The organism is Paludibacterium denitrificans (genome assembly GCF_009707705.1).
Taxonomy (GTDB): domain Bacteria; phylum Pseudomonadota; class Gammaproteobacteria; order Burkholderiales; family Chromobacteriaceae; genus Paludibacterium_A; species Paludibacterium_A denitrificans.
Genome location: NZ_WLYX01000001.1, coordinates 1,191,849 through 1,204,116, shown reverse-complemented (window position 1 = coordinate 1,204,116; position 12,268 = coordinate 1,191,849). Strand labels below are relative to the sequence as shown.

The 12,268-nt window shown below is 61.2% G+C and carries 20 protein-coding genes and 3 pseudogenes; 22 read left to right on the top strand and 1 reads right to left on the bottom strand.

Translation table 11 applies throughout. The features are described from left to right. Positions 1-218: 218 nt before the first annotated feature. The 8 genes and pseudogenes from GKE73_RS08075 to GKE73_RS08040 all read left to right on the top strand — a co-directional run bounded on the left by GKE73_RS08075 (position 219) and on the right by GKE73_RS08040 (position 4,405). A complete protein-coding gene (locus GKE73_RS08075) occupies positions 219-512 on the top strand; it encodes a response regulator (RefSeq protein ID WP_230369681.1) in 294 nt (97 codons plus the stop codon). After that, the gene (locus GKE73_RS08070) at positions 484-708 is read left to right on the top strand and encodes a hypothetical protein (RefSeq protein WP_230369680.1); all 225 of its coding nucleotides are present in this window, start codon (positions 484-486) and stop codon (positions 706-708) included. The genes GKE73_RS08075 and GKE73_RS08070 overlap by 29 nt, the downstream gene beginning before the upstream one ends. A 306-nt stretch (positions 709-1,014) precedes the next feature. Next, the gene (locus GKE73_RS08065; protein WP_230369679.1) at positions 1,015-1,713 is read left to right on the top strand and encodes a tetratricopeptide repeat protein; all 699 of its coding nucleotides are present in this window, start codon (positions 1,015-1,017) and stop codon (positions 1,711-1,713) included. 256 nt (positions 1,714-1,969) lie between these two features. Next, the gene (locus tag GKE73_RS08060; RefSeq protein ID WP_230369678.1) at positions 1,970-2,398 is read left to right on the top strand and encodes a CHASE domain-containing protein; all 429 of its coding nucleotides are present in this window, start codon (positions 1,970-1,972) and stop codon (positions 2,396-2,398) included. Between the two features lie 113 nt (positions 2,399-2,511). Beyond that, positions 2,512-2,943: a hypothetical protein gene (locus tag GKE73_RS08055; RefSeq protein WP_230369677.1), complete on the top strand. Its 432-nt coding sequence runs from the start codon at positions 2,512-2,514 to the stop codon at positions 2,941-2,943. Then, positions 2,913-3,395 carry a GGDEF domain-containing protein gene (locus GKE73_RS08050; RefSeq protein ID WP_230371439.1) on the top strand — a complete coding sequence of 161 codons (483 nt, stop codon included), beginning with the start codon at positions 2,913-2,915 and terminating at the stop codon, positions 3,393-3,395. The genes GKE73_RS08055 and GKE73_RS08050 overlap by 31 nt, the downstream gene beginning before the upstream one ends. A gap of 68 nt (positions 3,396-3,463) precedes the next feature. After that, the gene (locus GKE73_RS08045) at positions 3,464-3,643 is read left to right on the top strand and encodes a DUF3460 family protein (RefSeq protein WP_230369676.1); all 180 of its coding nucleotides are present in this window, start codon (positions 3,464-3,466) and stop codon (positions 3,641-3,643) included. A 95-nt stretch (positions 3,644-3,738) separates the two neighbouring features. After that, positions 3,739-4,405: pseudogene (locus GKE73_RS08040) on the top strand (class I SAM-dependent methyltransferase). Positions 4,406-4,427: 22 nt separating this feature from the next. Here the strand turns inward: GKE73_RS08040 and GKE73_RS22975 are convergent. Further along, entirely contained in the window at positions 4,428-4,556 is a 129-nt protein-coding gene (locus GKE73_RS22975) for a hypothetical protein (RefSeq protein WP_280954832.1), read from the bottom strand. Between GKE73_RS22975 and GKE73_RS08035 the strand changes: the two genes are divergently transcribed. The 14 genes and pseudogenes from GKE73_RS08035 (at position 4,549) to GKE73_RS22970 (ending at position 12,188) form a co-directional block, all read left to right on the top strand. Next, positions 4,549-4,917: a biopolymer transporter ExbD gene (locus GKE73_RS08035; RefSeq protein WP_230369675.1), complete on the top strand. Its 369-nt coding sequence runs from the start codon at positions 4,549-4,551 to the stop codon at positions 4,915-4,917. The two genes, GKE73_RS22975 and GKE73_RS08035, sit on opposite strands and share 8 nt — an antisense overlap. A 79-nt stretch (positions 4,918-4,996) precedes the next feature. Next, positions 4,997-5,578, top strand: a complete 582-nt coding sequence (locus GKE73_RS08030; RefSeq protein WP_230369674.1) for a hypothetical protein — start codon at positions 4,997-4,999, stop codon at positions 5,576-5,578. Further along, on the top strand, positions 5,523-5,777 hold the full coding sequence (locus tag GKE73_RS08025; RefSeq protein WP_230369673.1) for a hypothetical protein: 255 nt from the start codon (positions 5,523-5,525) through the stop codon (positions 5,775-5,777). The genes GKE73_RS08030 and GKE73_RS08025 overlap by 56 nt, the downstream gene beginning before the upstream one ends. Further along, positions 5,774-5,986, top strand: coding sequence for an energy transducer TonB (locus GKE73_RS08020; protein WP_230369672.1), 213 nt, complete (start codon positions 5,774-5,776; stop codon positions 5,984-5,986). The genes GKE73_RS08025 and GKE73_RS08020 overlap by 4 nt, the downstream gene beginning before the upstream one ends. A 45-nt stretch (positions 5,987-6,031) precedes the next feature. Continuing rightward, positions 6,032-6,427 carry a hypothetical protein gene (locus tag GKE73_RS08015; RefSeq protein WP_230369671.1) on the top strand — a complete coding sequence of 132 codons (396 nt, stop codon included), beginning with the start codon at positions 6,032-6,034 and terminating at the stop codon, positions 6,425-6,427. Positions 6,428-6,438: 11 nt separating this feature from the next. Then, a complete protein-coding gene (locus GKE73_RS08010; RefSeq protein WP_230369670.1) occupies positions 6,439-6,882 on the top strand; it encodes a beta-propeller domain-containing protein in 444 nt (147 codons plus the stop codon). Positions 6,883-6,936: 54 nt separating this feature from the next. Next, positions 6,937-7,323 carry a beta-propeller domain-containing protein gene (locus tag GKE73_RS08005; protein ID WP_230369669.1) on the top strand — a complete coding sequence of 129 codons (387 nt, stop codon included), beginning with the start codon at positions 6,937-6,939 and terminating at the stop codon, positions 7,321-7,323. A gap of 21 nt (positions 7,324-7,344) precedes the next feature. Continuing rightward, entirely contained in the window at positions 7,345-7,866 is a 522-nt protein-coding gene (gene pal / locus GKE73_RS08000) for a peptidoglycan-associated lipoprotein Pal (protein ID WP_230369668.1), read from the top strand. Between the two features lie 154 nt (positions 7,867-8,020). Further along, the gene (locus tag GKE73_RS07995) at positions 8,021-8,875 is read left to right on the top strand and encodes a YbgF trimerization domain-containing protein (protein WP_230369667.1); all 855 of its coding nucleotides are present in this window, start codon (positions 8,021-8,023) and stop codon (positions 8,873-8,875) included. Between the two features lie 36 nt (positions 8,876-8,911). After that, positions 8,912-9,400, top strand: a complete 489-nt coding sequence (gene purE / locus GKE73_RS07990; RefSeq protein ID WP_230369666.1) for a 5-(carboxyamino)imidazole ribonucleotide mutase — start codon at positions 8,912-8,914, stop codon at positions 9,398-9,400. Then, positions 9,400-10,529, top strand: a pseudogene (locus GKE73_RS07985) (5-(carboxyamino)imidazole ribonucleotide synthase). The gene purE and the pseudogene GKE73_RS07985 overlap by 1 nt, the downstream one beginning before the upstream one ends. 56 nt (positions 10,530-10,585) lie before the next feature. Continuing rightward, positions 10,586-11,468 (top strand): annotated as a pseudogene (locus tag GKE73_RS07980) (phosphoribosylaminoimidazolesuccinocarboxamide synthase). A gap of 136 nt (positions 11,469-11,604) precedes the next feature. After that, on the top strand, positions 11,605-12,036 hold the full coding sequence (locus GKE73_RS07975; RefSeq protein WP_230369665.1) for a GNAT family N-acetyltransferase: 432 nt from the start codon (positions 11,605-11,607) through the stop codon (positions 12,034-12,036). 23 nt (positions 12,037-12,059) lie between these two features. After that, positions 12,060-12,188: a hypothetical protein gene (locus GKE73_RS22970; protein WP_280954831.1), complete on the top strand. Its 129-nt coding sequence runs from the start codon at positions 12,060-12,062 to the stop codon at positions 12,186-12,188. The last annotated feature ends 80 nt before the right edge of the window (positions 12,189-12,268 follow it).

The following is a 12,268-nucleotide window of genomic DNA, read 5'->3' as shown; positions in this document are numbered from 1 at the left end:
AGCGACATCAACCAGCACTCCACGTCCTTCCATAGCATCGCCTCGGCCTATAGCGAGGGCGAGCATAAACGGCAGGATTACAACGATCCGTATACCCACCGGCTGTTTCTGATCATCGACAGCGTGCCGGAGATGCAACGCGCCCTGGCCATGACGCTGGCCTCGTTTGGTGCCGAGCGGGTGGAGTACGCCAGCAAGGCGAGCGATGCCCGGCCAAAATGGCCAAGTACGAGTTCGACGTGGTGCTGTGCGACTACGATCTGGGCAATGGCTACGATGGTCTTTATCTGTTTGAAGAGGTCAAGGAACGCAACCTGATCAAGCAGTCGTGCGTGTTCATGATCGTTACCGGCGAGCGCCGGGCGCAACGGGTGATTTCCGCCGCCGAGCTGGCGCCGGACGATTACCTGCTCAAACCGTTTACCGGCGAGGTACTCAGCCAGCGGCTGGAAAAAGCCATGCGCCGAGCGCGAAGCGTTCCGCGTGGTGGACGAATCCATCATGCGCCATGAGTATCTGGCGGCCATTGATGCCTGCAGCCGCAAGATCAGCGAGCGCGGCGAGTTCACCCTCGACTTCATGAAACTCAAGGGGTCGCTGTCGCTCAAGATCGGTGACTTTGACACCGCGCGCCAGCTATACATGGACGTGCTGCGCCTCAAGCCGCTGGCACTGGGCCAAGATGGGGCTGGCCAAGGCGCTGGATAGCCTGAAGCAATACGATGAAGCGCGCTTGCTGTTTGAAGCGGTGTTGGCCGAAAACGATCGGGTGATGGAAGCCTACGACTGGCTGGCCCGGTTGTATCGCCTCAACCACGATCTGGAGCACGCACAGGGCGCCCTGAAAACCGCTACGGAACTGTCGCCGGTGGTGATCCGGCGCCAGCAGCAACTGGCCGATGTGGCGCTGATGAACAACGATCTGGAAACGGCGGAACGGGCCTGTCAGGAAACGCTGGATATCGGCAAGTACACCGGCACCGCAGCCCCACCCATTACGCCATGCTCGCACGGGTGCAACTGGCCAAGGGCGAAACCGGCTCTGCCGCGCGCACGCTGTCCAGCCTGCGTCGTGATTACCGCTACAACGCGGTTGGCGAATGGATGGCCACCATTGTGGATAGCCAGTTGCAGAAGAAAACCGGCAATGCCCAGCGCGCCCAGCAACTGCTGAACGAAGCGGAAAGCCAGTTCCAGACGTTGGCCGAAACCCTCTCCCCGGCGGCGCAGATGGAGTTTGCCCGTGCCTGCTATCAGCAGGGGCGCCGCGACAGTGGCGACGCCGTGATGCGTGATCTGGTGCGCAACCACCACGACGATGAAGACATGCTGGGCACGCTCGGCGACCTGTTTGAAGAAGTGGGGCAGGGCGAGAGTGGCCGCCAACTGATCGCCGACAACGTGCAGTCGGTGGTGGAACTCAACAACGAAGCCGTACGGCTGGCGCAGGCGGGTCAGTTCGACGAAGCCATCGAACGCTTTGTCAAGGCGCATGAAGACATGCCGCATAACGTGCAGGTGATGCTCAACCTGGTCAACGCCACCATGGCCTACGTGCATAGTCAGGGCTGGCATGAAAGCCACATGCGCCGCGCCTATGACATGCTGTGCCGGGTGCGCGAGCTGGCGCCCACTAACAACAAGTTCCAGAAACTGGCGCGCGCCCGGCGGCTGCTGGTGGAAAAACTGGGCAAACCGCAGTGGGTATTGTAGTTGGCTCAGGGTTTGCCCTGAACTTAACCACACTGTCATCAGGTATTTGATTCTTTAGGTGAAAACAAGAAATAATTTAACGGCGGCGGCTGAAAAATGGCGCTGTTTTCTTATACAATGCCGCCCTACGCTGCTTATAACGTTATAACGCGGGATGCCTACACGGGCCCACTCTATTCATGTCAACGCCTTGTCAGGTCCGCCCTTTATGTCGACACGCTTGCTGTACGCCGCTTGTGCCGCGCTTTGGCTGCTTTTGAGCGCAGTCATCGCCGTGGCGTTTGCCGGACGTGATGTGCTCAGTGCCGAACAGGAGTTCAATAGCCTGGCGCAGCGCCTGTCGGACCAGCTGGAACAGAAGCTGCTGGCCAGCGACAGCGTGCTGGACAGTTACGCGACCCTCAGCCAGCTCGATGGCCAGCACAATAGCCTGCAAGAGCGTCAGTTTGTGCGTCAGGTGGTGCGGCGTTATCCGCACATTGCCTATTTGCAGCGCATCGAACATGTTACGCAGGCCGATCTGCCACAGTTCCGCCAGCGTTTTACCTTGCAGGCGTTTGCCCGCTCCGGGCGCGAACTGACCTCGGCGCTGCCCAACAAAACCGATTATTTCCCGCTGGTGTTTCTGGAACCGGCTTCGCCGCAATTGAGCTGGTTGGCGTCGACATTGCCAGCCACCCGTTGATGACAGCAGCGCTGCAACAGGCCATCAGCAGTGGCCGTAGCGCCAGTTCCGATCCGTTCGAGGGGCTGGACGGCGTGCGTTCCTATCTGCTGGTGCGGTAGCAGGCTGACAGTATGGTCAATGCGGCCTCGGGTCTGATCCCGCCCCGTTTCGTCAGCTTGCTGGTGCGTACCCATGCCCTGCAGCCGGATGCCAAGCTGTTGCCGCTCGGCATGGTGGTGCGCATCGAGCGTCAGGTCAGTGCCGCCCACCCGGGTCATCTGGTGGTGCAAAGCGGCCATGCCGTCACCGGCTGGCTGGAACGCTTGCTGTTTCCGCGCTTGCAAACCATTTTCCCGCTGGGCGGCGAAGCCCAGCCGCTGGTCATGACCGTGAGCTGGCAGCTGGGCTGGGCGCAGATCGGCATGCTGGAATGGTCGATGATGCTGCTGCTGTCTTTGCTGGTGCTCGGGCTGATCGTGGTGGCAGTTTACAGTTACGGCCGCTTCAACCAGAACCGTGCCGCGCGCGAAAGCTGTTTTACCCGGCCAACCATGACCGCCTGACCGGCCTTGCCAACCGCAGCCTGTTTTATGACCGCCTGCAGCACGCCATTTCGCGCTTCAACCGCAGCGGCAAGCGGCTGGCGGTGCTGTTCATGGACATGGACCGCTTCAAACCGGTGAATGATACCTACGGCCACGCCACCGGCGACCGCGTGCTGAAGCTGATCGCTGAACGCATCAAGACCGAATTGCGCACGGAAGACACCGTTGCCCGCCTCGGCGGTGACGAGTTCGTTGCCATGCTGGAAGACGTGGAATCGCACCGTCAGGCCGACAAGGTGGTGGAACGCTTGCGTGCCGCCATCGAGCGCCCGTACGAGCTGGATGGACACACCATTTATCTGGGGGTGAGCATCGGCATTGCCTACTATCCGGAAGATGGCCTGTTGATCGACGAGCTACTGGAAGTGGCCGATCGCAAGATGTACGGCAACAAGAGTGCGCAGGCCTGAGCGGAGGCAAGATGGCCGGATGCGGCATTCTGGATTAAAATCCGCCCATTACTGACAGGGAATCGATCATGTACCAGTCCGAGTTTACCCAATTCATCAATGACTTCTTGGCCAAGCATCCCGATGTGGACAGCCAGCGCCGTGAACTGCGCCTGACCTGGTGGGATCGCCCGCAGGATCTGGACGATCTGCGCCGCTGGAAAGAATCGCGCGTGCAGCAAAAGCCTTACGTCTACCAGCCGGACTGAGTTTCGGCCAACCTTCAACCGGTGTAGCTGCCGGGTTGCAGGCTAGTGTTAACGCCCGCTTGCGGGCGTTTGTGTTTTCTTCTCCGGATACTTTCATGACCAGCCGTACCGTAGCGCTAGATGCCACCTTGCATCATTACCTGATGGACATCGGCGTGACCGAACACCCGGTGATGCGCGCCCTGCGCGAATTTACCGCCACCCATCGTCTGGCCAAGATGCAGATCGCGCCGGAACAGGGGCAGTTCATGGGCTGGCTGGCGCAGTTGATCGGCGCGCGCCGTTATCTGGAAATCGGTGTCTTTACCGGTTACAGCGCGCTGGCCGTGGCGCTGGCCATGACGGACGGACAGTGAAGTGGTGGCCTGCGATGTCAGCGACACCTTCACCAGCATTGCCCGTGACTACTGGCAGCAGGCCGGTGTCGCCGAGCGCATCCGACTGGTGTTACAACCGGCGCTGCAAACCTTGCAGCAGCTGTTGGCCGAAGGCCGCGCCGGGCAGTTTGATCTGGCGTTTATCGATGCCGACAAACCGTCGTATCGCGACTATTTCGAAGCCTGCCTGCAACTGGTGCGCCCGGGTGGTGTGATCGCCATCGACAATATTTTCCTGTCTGGCCGCGTGGTGACGCCGCGTCCGGAAGACCCGCCGGGCGTGCATCTGATGCATGCTTTCAATGCCGAGCTGCGTGACGATGCGCGCATTCGCCATTGCGTCTTGCCGATTGGCGACGGGCTGACCTTGTGTACCCGGCTGTAACGCGCCCAACCCCTTGATTTCGTCAGGGTTGGCCGAAGTGGCGTGAACTTTCGGCCAACCCCGGCGTCACACAAGCCTCGTTGTCATCGAAGCGGAAATCAGCGGTGCTATCATGGGCACCCGTTATCGCTATCCAGTCCGTCATGCTCAAGCGTCGTCCCCGTCGTCAGATGAACCAGATGAACGTCGTGCCGTATATCGACGTCATGCTGGTGCTGTTGGTCATCTTCATGGTGACTGCTCCCATGTTTACCCCCGGGGTGATCAATGTGCCCAGCGTATCGCAGGCCGCCACGGTGGATGTGCGCCCGCTGGAAGTCACGGTCAGCGCCGATGGGGCCATTGAATTGAAAGACAATGACCGGGCGATTCCGGTGGCTTCCGTCGCCGCACTGGCTAGCCAGATCAAGCAGTTGCCCGGTGCTGCCGAACGTCCGGTAGCGATTTCTGCCGATGCCAATCTCAAGTATTCCGATGTGGTCAAGGTTGCCGACGTGTTGCATCAGGGCTAAGATCAAGCGTGTGGCCCTCACAGTCAAACAGAAAAACGGATGAAGCGTCGTTCTCCCTAGCCCGGCCCTGATTGCCTCCGTGCTGCTGCACGTTGGCGTGCTGTCCTTGATGCTGTGGGCGGGGCTGGCCAAAAAAATGCCGGAACCCACCCCGCTGGCGCTGGAACTGTGGACCAGCGCGCCGCCTCCACCGCCCGCGGCAGAACCGGTCACCACCGCCAAGCCCGCCATCCCGCATCCGGTCAAGCTGGCTCCGGCGACGCCAGCTCCGGCGCATGCCGCCGTCGAGGCGCCGAAGGCCGAAGTCAATCTTGGTCACCATCACCGGCCAGTCGTGGCGAAACATGAGGCATCCACGCCGACGCCGCACAAGCCAGCCGTGCTGCCGTTACACAAAGAAGCGCCCAAGCCGGTAGCTAAACCTGAGCCGAAGCCGGTCAAACCGGCACCCAAGGTCGCTGCCGCGCATGCCGAGCCAGCCCCGGCCAAAACCGCCAAGCCCAGTCCCAAGGATGTTGCCAAACCGGTAGCCAAACCGCTGGCCAACAAGCCGGATAGCGCTGCCGCCAAGAGCAAATCGCCCGCTGATAGCAAGTCGCACCTGCATGCGCTTAGCCAACGTGGCGCCGGGCAAGGGCACGCGTCAAGCCAAGGCGTATAACCCGGAAGCGGATGATTTGCTGTCTGACCTGAATAGCACCAATACCACGCGCAAGGGCAATGCCCGTTACGATCAGGCCGGTGGGCGTAATGGCGTGGCCGGTGGTTCGGCCAACGGCTCCAGCGCCGCGCGCGATGGCTGGGTCAGCCGGGTGCAAGCCAAGGTACGGCCACTGGTGGAATTGCTTAAGCAGATTTGAAGGGCAACCCCAAGGCGGTGCTGCTGGTGCGGTTGTTGCCGTCGCTGGAAGTGCAGTCAGTACGCGTACTGCAAAGCAGCGGCAACGATGCCTACGACGAAGCGGTGCAACGCGCGGTGCGCGAGGCGCACACCTTCCCATCCTTGCCCTCCGGTGCCAGCTTTGGTGATTACCGCCAGATCAAACTCGAATTCCGTCCGCACTCGTAAACGCTTCCGCGTTCTGCTCGTTCTTTACGATATTAGAGGGAACTAATGTTTAACTACCGAACTCTGTTTAAGGGCCTGCTGGCGCTGCTGCTGCTCTGGGCCAGCACTGCCCGGGCCGACATGACCATCGAGATCGTCGGCGGCGGAGCCAACCGGCATGGCATTGCCGTGGTGCCGTTCAAGGACGAGTCCACGCGCGTGCGCACGGCGCTGACGCCGATCATCCGTAGCGATCTGGAATTGTCCGGTGGCTTCCGCATGGTGCCGACCGATGGCGTGGCCAATCTGCCGTTTGAAGTGGGCGCGGTTCGTTATGCCCAGTGGCAGGGCGCGGGGGCTGAGGCCATCGCCATCGGCAAGGTGGAACCGGCGGCTGGCGGACAGGTGCGCATCAGCTTTCACCTGCTGGATGCCAGCAAGAAAACGCAGCTGACGGCTTAAGCAGTTTTACCGTGGCGCCCGAGCGTTCACGCGAGGTGGCACACACCATCGCTGACATGATCTATGAAGCGCTGACCGGCAAGAAGGGCGTGTTCAATACCCGCATCATGTTTGTGCACAAGTCCGGTCATGACTACCAGTTGCAGGTGGCCGATGTGGACGGCAGCCGGGCGCAGACCATCTTGCGTTCGAAGGAGCCGATCATGTCGCCGTCGTGGAGCCCGGATGGCCATCACATCGCTTACGTTTCGTTCGAGAGCAAGAAGCCGGTGGTGTGGGTGCAGGATCTGGCCACCGGCCAGCGTCACGCCGTGGCCAATTTCAAGGGCAGTAATTCCGCCCCGGCCCTGGAGCCCGGATGGCAGCAAGCTGGCAGTGGTGCTCACCACCAGCGGCAACTCGCAGGTGTATCTGGTAAATGCCGACGGCGGCCCGGCCCGGCGTCTGACTTATAGCGATGCCATCGATACCGAGCCGACGTTCAGCCCGGATGGCAGCCGGTGTATTTTGTGTCAGACCGCAGCGGCGGGCCGCAGCTCTATCGCGTGGCCACCAGTGGCGGCCAGCCGCAACGCGTGACCCGGGACGGCCATTACAACGTGTCGCCCAAGGTATCGCCGGATGGCAAGTCGCTGACTTACATCCGCAAGGAAGGCGGGCGCTTCCGCGTCATGCTGAAAGATTTGACGACCGGTGACAGTCACGTCCTGTCGGAAGCCGGTTACAACGAACGCCCGAGCTATGCGCCCAACAGCAGCATGGTGTTGTACGCCAGCGAAGTGGGGGGCAAGAGCGTGCTGTACGCCGCCACACCGGACGGTAGCAGCAAGGTGAAACTGGGCGTGATCAACGGCGATGTTCAGGACCCGGCGTGGGGCCCATTCAATCATCCATAATCTGACTCAAGGAGTTAAGACATGAACTGGAAACAACTGGTACTGGGTACGGCCACGGTCACATTGCTGGCAGCATGCGCCAGCACTAAACCGCAGGATGCCGCCAGCACCGTGAACGGCACGGCCAATGGCCAGAATGCCGCCAATGCCAACGGCAGCAGCAATGGCCTGTATGGCGCCGATCCGCTGCACAATCCGAACAGCCCGCTGGCCAAACGTAGTGTTTATTTCGACTTTGACTCCTCCGTGGTCAAGAACGAATACAAGCCGACGGTAGAAGCCCACGCCGCTTACCTGAAAGCCGCGCCGCAGCACAAAGTGGTGATTCAGGGCAACACCGATGCCCGTGGCAGCCGTGAATACAACTTGGGTCTGGGCCAACGCCGCGCCGAAAGCGTCAAGCGCTCGCTCGCCGTGCTGGGTGCCAAGGAAAGCCAGCTGGAAGCCGTCAGCTTCGGCAAGGAAAAACCGAAAGCCAGCGGCAACACCGAAGCCGATTACGCACAGAACCGTCGCGCCGACATCGTTTACGACGGCGAGTAATCTTCACCAGACGGCCAGTGGGGAAGCATTGCCTGCTGGCCGTTGGCGTGTCGGACATGTGCTGCCTGTCTGCCGAGCGGTTGCTTCCGGATGACCGCCCGCCAGCCGGCATTATGATGTTCGGCCAACCTGTATGTTCAAGAGAGCATGACCCATGAAAAGGCTTGCCATCAGCAGTGCCCTGCTGTTGCTTCTGACCGGGTGCGCCACCACCAGCGACCTTGAAGACACCCGTCGCCAGATAGATCAGGTCAACAAGCAGGCGTCCAGCCGCCCGGCCGAAATGGAAAGCAAGCTGTCCAACGACAAGCTGCTGGAAATGGTCAACCAGCTGGATGGCCTGAAGGCCGATGTTGCCAAACTGCGCGGTGATGTCGAGGTGCTCAATTACACCGTGCAAACCATGCAGAAGCGCCAGAACGACCTGTATAACGATCTGGACGGCCGCCTCAGCCAACTGGAAGGAAGCCGCAAGAGTGCCGCCGTTGCCGTCGCACCGGCCCAGGCTCCGGCCAGCAACCCGGCCGCTGGCGCCCAGCCGGGACCGGATTACGACAAGGCGCTCAATCTGCTGCGCAACCGCGATTTCCCCAAAGCGGTGGATGCGCTCAAGAGCTATATCCAGCAAAACCCCAACACGCCGGAAGCCGTGGATGCCACTTACTGGCTGGGCGTGGCGCATACCGCCCTGCGCCAGTACGATGCGGCAATCGACCTGCACCGTCGCTTTGTCGAGCAGCACCCGGACCACCCGCGCGCGCCGGATGCCCTGCGCAATGTCGGTAACTGCCAGCGCGACATGGGCCGGTGGACGTGGCCAAGGCCACTTTCCGCCGTTACCGATCAAACTCTATCCGGCCAGCTCGGCCGCGCAGAAAGCCAAGCAGCAACTGAGCAAGATGTAAGCAGTAAGCCGTGGCCGATACGGTGCAATGCCGCTCGGCCACCCGGCAAACTGTTTTTACATGAAGATATAAAAACATACCGAAGCGCCCCGTCTCTCGGGTAAAATCCCTTTTTTTCATTACTTGCGAGCTTCTCCGCCATGATCGAAGTCGGCATCGTGATGGGTAGCAACAGCGACTGGGAAGTCATGCAGAACGCCGCGTGCGTGCTCAAAGACTTCGGCGTCGCCTTTGAAACCCGTGTCGTCTCTGCCCACCGTACCCCCGACCTTCTGTTTGACTATGCCGCTACCGCCGAAGCGCGCGGGCTGAAGGCCATCATCGCCGGAGCCGGTGGCGCCGCCCACTTGCCGGGCATGCTGGCGGCCAAGACGCATATTCCGGTGCTGGGTGTGCCGGTGCCATCGCGTTACCTGCGCGGGGAAGATTCGCTGCTGTCCATCGTGCAAATGCCCAAGGGCGTGCCGGTGGCCACCTTTGCCATCGGTGAAGCCGGTGCCGCCAATGCCGCCCTGTATGCCGTGGCCATGCTGGCTACCACCCGGCCGGAACTGGCTGACAAACTCAAGGCTTTCCGCCAGAAACAGCAGGACACCGTGCTAGCGATGACGCTGCCGGAGGTGGAGTAATGACTCGCGCCATCCTGCCGCCCGCCATGCTGGGCATTCTGGGTGGAGGCCAGCTCGGCAGCATGTTCACGGTTGCCGCCAAGACCATGGGCTACCACGTGACGGTACTCGATCCGGACGTCAACGCTCCGGCTGCACGGTTTGCCGATGTGCACCTGTGCGCGCCGTTTGACGACCCGGCCGCACTGAAAAGGTTGGCCGAAACCTGTGCCGCCGTCACCACCGAATTCGAAAACGTCAACGCCGATGCCATGCGCGAGCTGGCACGTGTCACGCGCGTGTCGCCGTCTGGCGACTGCGTGGCCATTGCGCAGGACCGCATTGCCGAAAAAAGCTGGATCAACAAGGCCTGCCCACCGCACCGTATCTGGCCGTGACTTCGGCCGACGATCTGGCTGGCGATCTGGGTGCCTACCTGCCGGGTATCCTCAAGACCGCGCGTCTGGGCTATGACGGCAAAGGCCAGATCCGGGTCAAGAGCGCGGAAGAAGCGCGCGCGGCTTACGCGGAAATGGGCGGCGTGACCTGTGTGCTGGAAAAGATGCTGGAGCTGAAGCTGGAAGTATCGGCCATCGTTACCCGCGTCAGCACGGCACAGATGGCCGTGTTTCCGGTGGCGGAAAACCGTCACGAAAACGGTATTCTGGATGTCTCCATCGTACCGGCCCGCATTGCGCCGTCTTTGGCAGCGGCCGCGCAGGACATGGCCAAACGCCCGGCCGACGCGCTGGATTACGTCGGCGTGCTGGCGGTGGAATGTTTCGTGCTGGCCGACGACAGCCTGGTGGTCAATGAAATTGCCCCACGGCCGCATAATTCCGGCCACTACACGCTGGATGCCTGCCTGACCGATCAGTTCCAGCAGCAAGTGCGCGCCATGTGCGGCCTGCTGCCGGGCAAGACCGATCTGCTGTCGCCGGTGGTGATGGTCAACCTGCTGGGCGATGTCTGGCAGAGCGATGGTGGCGAGCCCAACTGGGCGGTGCTGATGGAAGCGCCCAATGCGCACCTGCATCTGTACGGCAAGAAGGCCGCCCGCCCCGGTCGCAAGATGGGGCACTACACCGTGTTGTCCGCTCAGGTGGATGATGCGCTGGAACAAGCCCGGGCGTTGAAACAAACGCTGTAACCCGATTCGGACAACGGCGCCCACAAGGCGTCGTTTTTAGCTTTCAAGGAAGTCATATGACCGGCATTAACACCACCAACCTGAAAAGCCTGAAAAAAATCTACTCCGGCAAGGTACGCGACCTGTACGAGATCGACGACAAGCGCATGCTGATGATCGCCACCGACCGTCTGTCGGCATTCGACGTCATTCTGGATGACCCGATCCCGGCCAAGGGCCAGATTCTTACCGCCATTTCCAATTTCTGGTTCGACACCCTGAAAGACGTGGTGCCCAACCACCTGACCGGTGACAAACCGGAAGACGTGGTCTCTGCCGAAGACCTGCCGCAAGTGCAAGGCCGTGCCGTGGTGGCCAAGCGCCTGAAGGCCGTGCCGATCGAAGCCGTGGTGCGCGGCTATCTGGCTTAGCTCCGGCTGGAAGGAATACAAGAAGTCCGGCACCGTGTGCGGCATTCAGCCCTTTAAAGCCGGTCTGCAGGAAGCCAGCAAGCTGCCGGAACCGATCTTCACCCCGTCCACCAAGGCGGCGGTGGGCGATCACGACGAGAACATCACCTTTGCCCAGTGCGAGGCCATTGTTGGTGCCGAGCTGGCGGCCAAGGTGCGCGATACCGCCATCATGCTGTACAAGACCGCCGCAGAATTTGCCGCCAAGCGTGGCATCATCATCTGCGACACCAAGTTTGAATTCGGCCCGGACGAAGACGGCACGCTGACGCTGATGGACGAAGCCCTGACGCCGGATTCCAGCCGTTTCTGGCTTAAGCCGACAGCTATGTGGAAGGCAGCAATCCGCCGTCGTTCGACAAGCAGTTTGTGCGTGACTGGCTGGAAGCTTCCGGCTGGAACAAACAGCCAGCCCCCGGCCGTGCCGCTGGACGTGCGTGAAAAAACCGCGGCCAAATACCGTGAAGCGCTGGAACGCCTGACCGCCTGATGCCGTGAGGCGGCCCAAGTTGGCCGAAACTGCTGGCCCGTCCTGCCCGGCAGCGCGGGCCATTTTATTGCCCTGCGCTTGGCGAGCCACGCCGGTGCTGGGTATGCTGAAATCTTTAGTTATGGCGGAGCCGCCGATGAGTCATGCCCAGCCCACGCTGAAAACCCGCCGTCTGCACCTGTTGCCTGCCGAAACCAGCTGGGCCAGTGCCATGCTGGATTTCCAGCTGCGCAACCGTGAGCATCTGGCGCAATGGGACCCGGTGCCGGGTGACATGTTCTACACCCAGCTGTACTGGACCATGCGCTTGCGCCAGCGGGCCAAGGACTGGCTGGATGGGCACGGTGCGGCTTTCCTGTTGATGCTGGAAGAGCAGCCGGGGCAGGTGGTCGGCTCGGTAGCATTGAGCAACGTGGTGCGCGGCCGTTTGCAATCCGGCACCCTGAGCTATGCGCTGGATGCCTCGTTGCAGGGGCAAGGGCTGATGCGTGAAGCGCTGGAGGCGGTGATTGCGCTGGCATTTGACGACATGAGGCTGCATCGCATCCGGGCCAATTATCAGTATTAGCCAATCTGCGTAGTGCCGGGTTGTTGCAGCGGCTGGGGTTTCGCATCGAAGGCGAAGCCAAGGACTATCTCTACATCAATGGTGCCTGGCGTGACCATGTGCTGACCGCGCGTTGCAATCCGGATTTTGATGCCAGCCAGATGATAGGTTGAGCCGCCGCGCCATCTTGGTCGGTGGCGCCCGGGTGGCGCGGGGCGGGCGATTTTGCTGCATCGGTACGCCTGTTTTAGCA

Bases quoted from the DNA above. Each gene is read 5' to 3' on its own strand.
- GKE73_RS08075 (WP_230369681.1), top strand. From the start codon at position 219: ATGGCCAAGTACGAGTTCGACGTGGTGCTGTGCGACTACGATCTGGGC.
- GKE73_RS08055 (WP_230369677.1), top strand. From the start codon at position 2,512: ATGGTCAATGCGGCCTCGGGTCTGATCCCGCCCCGTTTCGTCAGCTTG.
- GKE73_RS08045 (WP_230369676.1), top strand. From the start codon at position 3,464: ATGTACCAGTCCGAGTTTACCCAATTCATCAATGACTTCTTGGCCAAG.
- GKE73_RS08035 (WP_230369675.1), top strand. From the start codon at position 4,549: ATGCTCAAGCGTCGTCCCCGTCGTCAGATGAACCAGATGAACGTCGTG.
- GKE73_RS08025 (WP_230369673.1), top strand. From the start codon at position 5,523: ATGCGCTTAGCCAACGTGGCGCCGGGCAAGGGCACGCGTCAAGCCAAG.
- GKE73_RS08015 (WP_230369671.1), top strand. From the start codon at position 6,032: ATGTTTAACTACCGAACTCTGTTTAAGGGCCTGCTGGCGCTGCTGCTG.
- pal (WP_230369668.1), top strand. From the start codon at position 7,345: ATGAACTGGAAACAACTGGTACTGGGTACGGCCACGGTCACATTGCTG.
- GKE73_RS07995 (WP_230369667.1), top strand. From the start codon at position 8,021: ATGAAAAGGCTTGCCATCAGCAGTGCCCTGCTGTTGCTTCTGACCGGG.
- purE (WP_230369666.1), top strand. From the start codon at position 8,912: ATGATCGAAGTCGGCATCGTGATGGGTAGCAACAGCGACTGGGAAGTC.
- GKE73_RS07975 (WP_230369665.1), top strand. From the start codon at position 11,605: ATGAGTCATGCCCAGCCCACGCTGAAAACCCGCCGTCTGCACCTGTTG.